This is a genomic window from Sphingomonas sp., from assembly GCF_042091075.1.
Taxonomy (GTDB): Bacteria; Pseudomonadota; Alphaproteobacteria; order Sphingomonadales; family Sphingomonadaceae; genus Sphingomonas.
In genome coordinates this window covers 17464-26672 of the sequence record NZ_JBELIE010000030.1, presented here as the reverse complement: position 1 = coordinate 26672, position 9209 = coordinate 17464, and the positions used below count along the sequence as shown (strand labels likewise).

Here is a 9209-nt window from a genome sequence, read left to right as displayed (position 1 = left end):
GATCTGTTTCGCGGCGCGGCTCGACCGCCTGTGCCAGCCCAGGGTGGTCGAAGCACGCCCGGGCGCGCCGATGCAGGTGGGGACGGTCTATCTCGCGCCCGGCGGCGGCCGCCATATGGAGATCGCGGGCAGCGGCGAGCGGCGCCATTGCCGGTTGATCGAAGAGGACAAGGTCAACGGGCACCGCCCCTCGGTCGACCGGCTGTTCCGATCGGTCGCGCGCATCGCCGGGCGCGACGCCGTCGGCGCGATCCTGACCGGCATGGGCAATGACGGCGCGCAGGGCCTGTACGAGATGCGCGCCGCCGGCTCCGTGACGATCGGGCAGGATGAGGCGACCAGCGTGGTCTACGGCATGCCGGCGGTCGCGCAGCAGATCGGCGCGGTGGCAGAACAGCTGCCGCTGCGTCGCATCGCGGCTCGGTTGCTGGCGGAGTGCCAGGCATGAGCGGGCCGATCCGCCACGACGGCATGCGCCGCGTCACGGTGGCACAGGGCGAAACGCGCGTCTCCGACGAACCCGAGGTGGTGCTGACCACCGTCCTGGGGAGCTGCGTCGCGGTGTGCTTCTACGACCCGGTCGTCCGGGTCGGTGGGATCAATCACTATCTGCTCGCCGACGGCACCGGATCGGATCAGACATCGATGCAGCGCTATGGCGTCTATGCGATGGAGGTGCTGATCAATGCGATGCTCTCCATGGGTGCGGCACGCCATCGCCTGAAAGCCCGTATCTATGGCGGCGCAAAGATGCGCGTCGGCTTTCGCGATATCGGCAGCGCGAACATCGCCTTCGCTCGCGAATTCCTCCGCGCCGAGCGCATTCCGGTGGTCGGCGAAGATGTCGGCGGCTCGATCGCACGGCGGGTGGAATTCCGCGCCGCACTCGGCCTCGCCCGCTGCCGCGGGGTGGACAATGTCGTGTCCATCCCTGTCACCCGCCCGATCGCCCGACCCGCCGTGGTCAGCAGCGGCGATGTGGAATTCTTCTGATGATCCGCTCTGTTTTCAAGGAGTTCGACGAAATGTCTAGAACGATCATGGCGGTCGATGACTCGCCCAGCATGCGCATGCTGCTACGTGCCGCGCTCAGCGATCTGGGTTATCAGGTCGTCGAGGCGGAGGACGGCATCCATGCGCTGGAAAAGCTGCAGGTCGCCGCCCCCGACCTGTTGATCACCGACATCAACATGCCGCGCATGGACGGTTTCGGCCTGATCGCCGAGGTGCGCAGCCAGGGGCTACGCGGCCTGCCCATTCTGGTCCTGACCACCGAAAGCTCGGACGAGAAGAAGCAGCGCGCGCGTGACGCCGGTGCGACCGGCTGGATCGTCAAGCCCTTCCACCCCGACAAGCTCGCCGCCGCGATCCGGCGCGTTCTGCATTGATCCCCTCTCAGGAGTTACGCTCGTGACCCGTCAACTCATCACCTTCCAACTCGGCGATCAGGTTCTCGGTATCGACATCATGGCGATCCGTGAGATCCGCGCCTGGTCGCCCGCGACACCGCTCCCCAACGTGCCCCGCCATGTCCGCGGCGTCGTCAATCTGCGTGGCGTGGTGCTGCCGGTGCTGGACCTGCGCTGCCGCCTCGGCTGGGGCATGACCGATCCGAGCGCACGCCACGTCATCATCGTCGTGCGCGTCGGCGAGCAATTGCAGGGCATCATCGTCGACGCGGTCAACGACATCGTGACGGTGCCGACGGATCAACAGCAACCGTTGCCCGACATGGGCGATACCGAAGCGGCCCGTTTCCTGGAAGCGCTGGCGACGATCGACGAGCGGATGATCCTGATCCTGGCGCTCGACCGGCTCGTCGATCAACCGATGCTCGCCGACGCTGCCTGAGCCAGACTGCGCGACACACGCTGGCTGAACATCTCCCACGACTGCCCTCTTGCCCCCGGATCACTAACATGGCCGCTGCCACCAAGGTTCTCGTCGTCGACGACTCGCTCACCATGCGGGCGCTCATCTCCGGCGCGCTCGAACGGATTCCGGGGGTCGAGGTGGTCGGGCTGGCCGATGGCGCGGCGGAGGCGCGCCAGATGGTCACCGCGCTCCACCCGCACGTCATGACGCTCGATGTCGAGATGCCGGGGATGAGCGGGCTCGAATATCTGGCCGAGATCATGGAAACGCGGCCGATGCCGGTGATCATGTTTTCGACGCGCACCACCGCGGGCGCGACCGATTCCATCGAAGCGCTGCGACTGGGGGCGATGGACTGTTTCCCGAAGCCGCGCGTCGCGGTGCCGGCGGAGCTGGACGCGATCATCGCGAAGCTGGGCAAGCGGCTGAAGGCAGCCAGGAACGCCGAGATCAAGAACCCCGCCAGCGCCAAGACCGTGACGGCCTCGTCGATCGACTGGAACGGGCGGCTGCTGGTGGTGGGCGGCGATGCATCGAGCACCGCGACCTTGTTCGATCTCCTCGGCACTTTCCCGGCGAACTGCCCGCCGACGATCATCGTCCAGCATCTCGACCCCGGGCTGGTCGAGGGCATGTTGGTCAAGCTCACCGAAAAGATCGCGCCGCGCGTGGTGATGGCGACGGACGGAATGGAGATCGAACAGGGAACGATCTACTTCGCGCCTCCCGGCGAGCATCACCTCGTGGTTGATGCCTGGCCGGCGGGCAAGCTACGCCTGCTCGCGCGGGAGCCGGTCGCGGGCGAACGACCGTCGATCTCGTTGCTGTTCGCGGCGGCGGCGAAGGCGGCGACGACGAATGCGGTGGGCGTGCTGCTGATCGACGGCAGCGAGGATGGCGGCACCGGGCTGAAGGCGCTGAACGCCGCCGGCAGCTACGCCTTCGCCAAGCAGGAGGGTGGCGGATATGCCTTGTCGCGCAATCTGGTCACCCAGCCGGTGGCGAGTAACGCGCTGGCCGCGTCGATCCTGAAGATGTGCTCGAAATGACCGCGCCGGCACCCACGGCGATCGACCGTCCGCTGGCGGAGGCCTTGGCGGAGGAGCTGGTGATCGCCTCGCGCCTTCTTGGCGAACTCGGCTATGAACTCGGCTGCGATCCGGAAACGCTGCGCCGGCACATGACCAGCCTGCAAAAGATCGACCTGATCACGCAGATGCAACTGGCCGTTGCCGACGTGCTGCGCCACGCCGCGACGTCAGCGGATGTGGTGTCGCTGGTGACGCTGGAGGAGACCGCCGCCCGGCTGCGTGCGTGATCCCCTGACCGCATGATCACGGCGCCGGTGTACGTCCACGTTCTAGGCGCGCGCGATCGAGGCATGGATGGGCAACAATGCGGCGCCGAGCGCGGCACCCGCTCCGCCGAGATTCGACATCTCGATCTCGTACCTGCCCAATGCGTTCTCGGCGCGATGATCACCCCAGATGATCGCGCTGTCGTTCAGCCGGCGGACCAACCCGGTCATGATGCGCACCGGCAAGGGGCTCATCAAGCGGATCGCGCCGGGATCCAGCCACGCGATCGACGAGTTGATCGTCTGCAGCAATTGACCCGCCGCGCGATCGAGCCAACCGTCGATCACCTTGTCATATCCGCTGCTCGCTTCATCGAAATCCGCCAGCGATGTGACGCTGCATCCAGCGGCCTGGAGAGTGGCGATAAGGTCCAATGTCGTCGGGCGGGGCCGATCACCGGGATAGAACATGCCGATCTCGCCAGCCCCGCCGGTTTCGCCGCGCATCAACCGCCCGTCGTGCACGATCCCCGCGCCGACGCCATGCCCCAGCAGGATCACCACCGCGGTAGAGCAGCGCCGGATCAACCCGCCGAGATAATATTCCGCCAGCGCCGCCGCGGTGGCGTCATTCTCGATCCAGACCGGCAATTGCAGGCAGTCTTCGAGAATGTCGCGAAGCGGCGCGCCTTTCCAGCCTGGAAGATTGCGCACGATGTGCCAACGGTTGCCGTCACGCGACAGCGCCGGCCCCGGCGCGCTTAGGCCGATGCCGTACAGGCGATTGCCGATCAGGCGGTGTTCCAGCGTCAGATCCTGGATGCGCCGGTCGACGTGACGGGCGAAGTCGCCCGGATCGACAGGTGCGATCAACTCCGACGTCAGCGCGATCACCCCGCCGGCATAATCGACGATCGCGATCTCCAGAATGCCGGCATAGAGCGCCAGCCCGACCGCATATCCCCCCGCCGGCGAGATCCGCAGCGGCACCATCGGTCGTCCGCGCGCCGATCCGGCCTCGGCGGCCAGCTCCTCGATCAATCCTTGCGAGATCAGCGTTTTGGTGAGGCGCGTGATCGCGCTGTTGCTCATCTCCAGTCGCTCCGCGAGCGCCGATCGCGATTGCGCGCCATTGGTGCGCAACTGCCACAACAGGCGCTTTTCCTCGTCGAGCAAGGCGGACGATCCGGGTCTCATCGCCAGGTCCGATATCGACCAATTGCGACAATCTCGATTTATTTTCGCAGAAATAAATAAATGCGTCACATCGCTCCACCATCGGCGCGCCAACTCGATCCGAGTGGGGGAAGACCGATGACAAAAAGCCATTTCCTGACCTGCTGCGCCATGCTCGCCTTGTGCGCGGCGTCCTCACCGGCGCTGGCGCAGACGCCCGCGACGACCCCGCCGTCAGCCGCGCAGATGCCGGCTGCGGGGACGACGGCGGAGACGGCGGCGGCCGATCCCGCGCAGGCGGATGATGCGGCCCCCAGCGACATCATCGTCACCGGCTCGGCCCGTCCGCAACGCCGCTTCGACGTCTCCTACGCGGTGAACTCGCTGTCACAGGACGACGTCCAGAAGATCGCACCGAAAAGCTATGCCGATCTGCTGGGAACGGTTCCCGGCATCCAGGTCGAGGCGACCGGCGGCGAAGTTCAGAACATCACTCGCGTGCGCGGTATCCCGACCGACCGCGGCTATCTGATCTTTCAGCAGGATGGTCTGCCGCTGTATCATGAGATCGACGGCGTGTTCTTCAATTCCGGCGAAGGCATGAACCGCTTCGACCTGATGACCGAACGGGTCGAGATCGTGCGTGGTGGCCCGGCCCCGATCTACGCCAGCAGCGCGGCGGCGATCGCCAACAATATCACCGTATCGGGCGGGCCGGTCGCGCGCGGCAAGGCGCAGGTCACGCTGGGCGATACCGGCCTCTACCGGCTGGATGCGATGCAGTCCGGGCCGATCAGCGAGAATACCTATTTCGCCATCGGCGGATTTCTGCGTCAGCATGACGGCTATCGCTACGGTGGTTTCCCCAGCGACAAGGGTGGTCAGATCCGCGCCAACCTGAAGCGTGAGCTGAGCAACGGCTTCGTCAAGGTATCGGCCCAATATGTGAACGATCACAACGTCTTCTATTTGCCGATCCCGACGAACGATCCGCGCAATCCGGCGGTGTCGCTCAATCCCTTCATCGACTATTTCACCGGCACCCTCAATTCGCCGTCGCTGCGTAACGTCAACATCAAGTATCGCGACGGCGCCGGCGCGCTGCAAAGCCTGAACCGCGATCTGTCCGACGGGCGCCACATGCGCTTCTTCAATGCCGCGATCGATTACGAGGCGGATTTCGATGGCTGGCAGGTATCGGCGAAGTTCGGCGGCACGAAGGGCAAGTCGAGTTTCGACGCCTTCTATTCGACTACCAATCCGTCCGATGCGAACAGTTTCGCGGCAAATTATCTGACCAATGCGCGCACCGCCTTTGGTGCGAATGTCGCGCGCCTCGGCTATGCGCTCGCGGGGACGAACGGCGCGTCCGTCTATGATCCCTCATCCGCGTCCGGCCTCGTCATGTCCGGCCAGTATCGCGCGTCGGAATCCGATTTCTATTCGGTGCAGGGCGATCTCAGCCTCACCCGCAAGTTCAACACCTCGATCGGTACGCATGACGTGCGCGTTGGGGTGTACAGCGTCTTCTATGGCAATACCCTGCTACAGGCATATCAGGACATGCTGATCGAAGTGCGTAGCCAGCCGCGCACGCTCGATCTGGTAGCATATTCGGCGACTGGCCAGGTGCTGGGCTCGGTGACGCAGAATGGCGTGCTACGCTACACGACCACGTTGAATCAGGGGGCGGCGGATGCGCAGATGATCGCATTCTACGCCAATGATACCTGGGACATCACGCAGGGCCTGCGCGTCGATGCCGGCATCCGAACCGAGCGCTACAGCTACAAAGGGTTTGCACTGCCGACCACCCAGGTCAATCTGGGCGATACGACGACGCTTGCCGACGACACCACCCGCGCGTTCACCGGCCAGGTACTTGATCAGCGGCTCAAGCCGAACGCGACCAACTGGACCGTCGGCATCAATTACGATCTCAACGGCAATTTCGGTGCCTATGGCCGCATCTCGAACCTCGAAGTGCCGCCGCAGCTGAGCGTGGTCACCAGCATCAACCCCACGATCGTAAAAACCAAGGCGCGCCAGTATGAGGTCGGCGTGAAGGCCAGCTTTGGCCCGAACTATCTCTACGCCACTGGTTTCTACACCAAGTTTAATCCCTTCAATGCGTCCTTTGCGGCGTTCAACCCGTTGACCGGACGCAATGACCAGACGCTACCATTCGTCGGCGAGGCGTCGGTGAAGGGTGTCGAGGTCGATGGCAAGATCGCGCCGGTACGCTGGTTCTCGCTCGACGGCTCGGTGACGTGGCAAAATCCCGAATATGCCAATCTCGAAAACACCTCCGGCGCGGACCCGAGCGCGGTCAACGGGAAGCAGATCATCCGTGAGGCCAAGTTCTTCGGCAACCTCCGCCCCAGCATCAATCTCGACCTGGGCGAGCAGACACTGTCGGTCTTCGGTCGGTTCGAATGGGTCGGTCGACGCTACGTCGACCTGCTCAACCGCACCGCCATGCCGGGATACCAGACCACCGGCGCGGGCGCATCGCTCGACTGGAGCGCATGGCGGTTCCAGGTCGTCGGCGACAATCTCTTCAACGCGCATGGGCTGACGGAGGGCAACACCCGTACCGATCAGCTCGCCGGGCAGGGATCGGCCGAAGCGATCTATGGCCGGCCGCTGTTCGGGCGGAACTTCCGCTTCATCGTCAGCCGCAGCTGGTAATGCGGGCAATGCTATCCGCCGCCGCATTGGCTGTTGTCGCGCTGGCCGCCCCGGCGTCCGCGCGGCAAACGGATGACGCGGTGGCGGCAACATTGTCGGCGCGGCTCTTCCCGTTGTTGGACGCCGTCGGGCAAGACCCGGCGGCGCTCGGGAGGGTCTCAAGCGTGCCGGCCCTGCAAGCGGTGCTGCGCGCGCGTCGGGAACGTCGCGCGGCGTGCGGTGCTGACGTGTCCTGCCGTGCGCGCGCGTTGTTGTGGGGCCCGCAGGAGGCGGAAGTGCTGCGCGACGCGCTGGCGGCCGCACGGGGATTGCCCACCCCAGATGACGGGATTGCGGCCCAGGCCGATCGGGAGATCGCGGGCATCAACGGAATCGTCTATACCTATGCGCTGGGGGCGGTTCCGAAGACGCCGATCGACGGCCCCGGCATCGTGTCGCCGCAGGTGCATCAGGCGCGGCTCCAGGCCGCGGACTGGATGACCGATCAGCCGCGCGACGGATTGGTCCAGCCGCTCGATGCAAGCATCGATTATGCCATCGCCCTGCTCGACGTCAGCGACCGGACCGATGCGATCGGCCATGAACCGATCGAGGGTGGCGCGAACTCCGCCGCCTTTGCGCGGGCGCGCGGGCTTGATTGGCGTCGATACCGTTATGGGGCGATGATCGTTACCGGAGTGGGGCCGGAAGTCGACGGGGAGCCGCTCAGCCCCTTCGGGAAATATCATGTCCGCCTTGCCGCGCAGCGTTTCCAGCGGGGCGACATCGCGTTCATCCTGCTGACCGGCGGTCGGGCACATCCCCGCGCGACGCCGTTCACCGAGGCGGACGAGATGCGCAAGGCATTGATCGAGCGGTACGGCGTCCCTGCGGACGCGATCATCAGCGAACCTTATGCCCGCCACACCACGACCAATCTGCGCAACGCCAGCCGGATGCTTGCGCGGATCGGTCTGCCCGCGACGGCGGAAACGCTGATCGTCTGCAACCCGCAGCAAAGCGCCTATATCGAAAGCGCGACCTTCCGAGCGCGCAACGACGCCGAACTCGGGTTTCAGCCGGGCACGATCCTCCGCCGGATCTCACCGACCGAGCTGGTGTTTCGCCCCGCACACCAGTCGGAGCGGATCGATCCGCGCGACCCGCTCGACCCGTGAAAGGAATCGTCATGCGTCGTTTCCTGCTCGTCGCCACGCTGGCGCTGTATCCCCACCCCGCCGATGCCTGGGGCCGCACCGCGCATGCGGTGATCGACCGTGCCGCGATTGACGCAATCCCTGATGATGGCCCGACATTCCTTCGCCGCCACGCCGATTATATCGCGGCATCCGCCTCGCTGCCGGACGGCTGGCGCAACGATGCCGAGGGATTCTCGAAGATCGAAGAGGACCCCAATCATGGCTGGTTCCGCGAGCAATTCACCTTCCTGACGCCTATTCCACGCTCGCGCTACGCCTTCATCCTGGCGCTGTACAAACGCTACGAGGCGATCAGGTTGCGCGACCCGGCCACCGCCGCACGAACCAACGTCCGCTGGACCGGCACGCTGCCTTATGCCGCGATGGAAGCGTATCAACGCCTGATCGTCTGCATGCGCGTGGTACGCGCGGCGCGAGCGAATGGCCAGGATACCGCCGCGCCGGAACAGCAATGCGCTTTTCAGGCGATCCTTCTGGGCCATTACATTGGCGATGGCTCCCAACCGCTGCACGATTCCATCCACTCCGACGGATGGCGCGGACCCAATCCACGCGGCTACACGCGCGATCGCAGCATCCATGCGCGCTTTGAAAGCGGCTTCGTCGACGCGATCGGGCTGACGGTCACCGATATCCGCCCCCGGATCGGCCCGCCGGCGCACCAGAGCGGCGACATGTTCGATGGCGTACTGCGATTCCTCGACCAGTCGGGCGATCAGGTGGAAACGATCTATCGGCTCGAGCAACGTGGCGGTTTTCGCGATTCCGATGACAAGGAGGTGCGAACGCTGGTCTATGAGCGAACCGCCGCCGGGGCCGCGATGCTGCGCGACATGCTGTGCCGCGCCTGGGCCCAGAGCGCGTCGCCGCCGGCGAAGGTGTCGCCTTCCCCCCTCGACCCGTCCAACCCGCGTTTCGATCCGGAAACCGGGTCGGCGGCGCCCTGACGACGGGCCAGCGCGCGCAACAGG

General features: G+C 65.3%; 10 protein-coding genes. 9 read left to right on the top strand and 1 reads right to left on the bottom strand.

Features of this window, described 5'->3' with window-relative positions:
- The 6 genes from ACFDSW_RS04870 to ACFDSW_RS04845 all read left to right on the top strand — a co-directional run.
- Positions 1–448 (top strand): CheB methylesterase domain-containing protein (locus tag ACFDSW_RS04870; RefSeq protein ID WP_375249150.1); only part of this gene is annotated, 448 nt, incomplete at its 5' end.
- Positions 445–993, top strand: coding sequence for a chemotaxis protein CheD (locus ACFDSW_RS04865; RefSeq protein ID WP_375249149.1), 549 nt, complete (start codon positions 445–447; stop codon positions 991–993). The genes ACFDSW_RS04870 and ACFDSW_RS04865, both read left to right, overlap by 4 nt.
- 32 nt (positions 994–1025) lie before the next feature.
- Positions 1026–1388 (top strand): response regulator, encoded by a 363-nt coding sequence (locus tag ACFDSW_RS04860; protein ID WP_375249153.1) that lies wholly within the window; start codon positions 1026–1028, stop codon positions 1386–1388.
- A gap of 22 nt (positions 1389–1410) precedes the next feature.
- Entirely contained in the window at positions 1411–1851 is a 441-nt protein-coding gene (locus tag ACFDSW_RS04855) for a chemotaxis protein CheW (RefSeq protein WP_375249148.1), read from the top strand.
- A 68-nt stretch (positions 1852–1919) separates the two neighbouring features.
- A complete protein-coding gene (locus ACFDSW_RS04850) occupies positions 1920–2924 on the top strand; it encodes a chemotaxis protein CheB (protein ID WP_375249147.1) in 1005 nt (334 codons plus the stop codon).
- A complete protein-coding gene (locus ACFDSW_RS04845) occupies positions 2921–3193 on the top strand; it encodes a hypothetical protein (RefSeq protein WP_375249152.1) in 273 nt (90 codons plus the stop codon). The genes ACFDSW_RS04850 and ACFDSW_RS04845 overlap by 4 nt, the downstream gene beginning before the upstream one ends.
- A 42-nt stretch (positions 3194–3235) precedes the next feature.
- Here ACFDSW_RS04845 and ACFDSW_RS04840 read toward each other — a convergent pair whose 3' ends face one another.
- Positions 3236–4369 (bottom strand): ROK family protein, encoded by a 1134-nt coding sequence (locus tag ACFDSW_RS04840; protein ID WP_375249146.1) that lies wholly within the window; start codon positions 4367–4369, stop codon positions 3236–3238.
- A 117-nt stretch (positions 4370–4486) separates the two neighbouring features.
- Between ACFDSW_RS04840 and ACFDSW_RS04835 the strand changes: the two genes are divergently transcribed.
- The 3 genes from ACFDSW_RS04835 to ACFDSW_RS04825 all read left to right on the top strand — a co-directional run bounded on the left by ACFDSW_RS04835 (position 4487) and on the right by ACFDSW_RS04825 (position 9185).
- The gene (locus tag ACFDSW_RS04835; protein WP_375249145.1) at positions 4487–7039 is read left to right on the top strand and encodes a TonB-dependent receptor; all 2553 of its coding nucleotides are present in this window, start codon (positions 4487–4489) and stop codon (positions 7037–7039) included.
- 164 nt (positions 7040–7203) lie between these two features.
- Positions 7204–8196 (top strand): YdcF family protein, encoded by a 993-nt coding sequence (locus ACFDSW_RS04830; RefSeq protein ID WP_375249144.1) that lies wholly within the window; start codon positions 7204–7206, stop codon positions 8194–8196.
- Positions 8197–8207: 11 nt separating this feature from the next.
- Complete coding sequence (locus tag ACFDSW_RS04825) at positions 8208–9185, top strand: nuclease (RefSeq protein ID WP_375249143.1); 978 nt, start codon at positions 8208–8210, stop codon at positions 9183–9185.
- Positions 9186–9209: the final 24 nt, after the last annotated feature.

Bases quoted from the DNA above. Each gene is read 5' to 3' on its own strand.
- ACFDSW_RS04865 (WP_375249149.1), top strand. From the start codon at position 445: ATGAGCGGGCCGATCCGCCACGACGGCATGCGCCGCGTCACGGTGGCA.
- ACFDSW_RS04860 (WP_375249153.1), top strand. From the start codon at position 1,026: ATGTCTAGAACGATCATGGCGGTCGATGACTCGCCCAGCATGCGCATG.
- ACFDSW_RS04850 (WP_375249147.1), top strand. From the start codon at position 1,920: ATGGCCGCTGCCACCAAGGTTCTCGTCGTCGACGACTCGCTCACCATG.
- ACFDSW_RS04845 (WP_375249152.1), top strand. From the start codon at position 2,921: ATGACCGCGCCGGCACCCACGGCGATCGACCGTCCGCTGGCGGAGGCC.
- ACFDSW_RS04840 (WP_375249146.1), bottom strand. From the start codon at position 4,369: ATGAGACCCGGATCGTCCGCCTTGCTCGACGAGGAAAAGCGCCTGTTG.
- ACFDSW_RS04835 (WP_375249145.1), top strand. From the start codon at position 4,487: ATGACAAAAAGCCATTTCCTGACCTGCTGCGCCATGCTCGCCTTGTGC.
- ACFDSW_RS04825 (WP_375249143.1), top strand. From the start codon at position 8,208: ATGCGTCGTTTCCTGCTCGTCGCCACGCTGGCGCTGTATCCCCACCCC.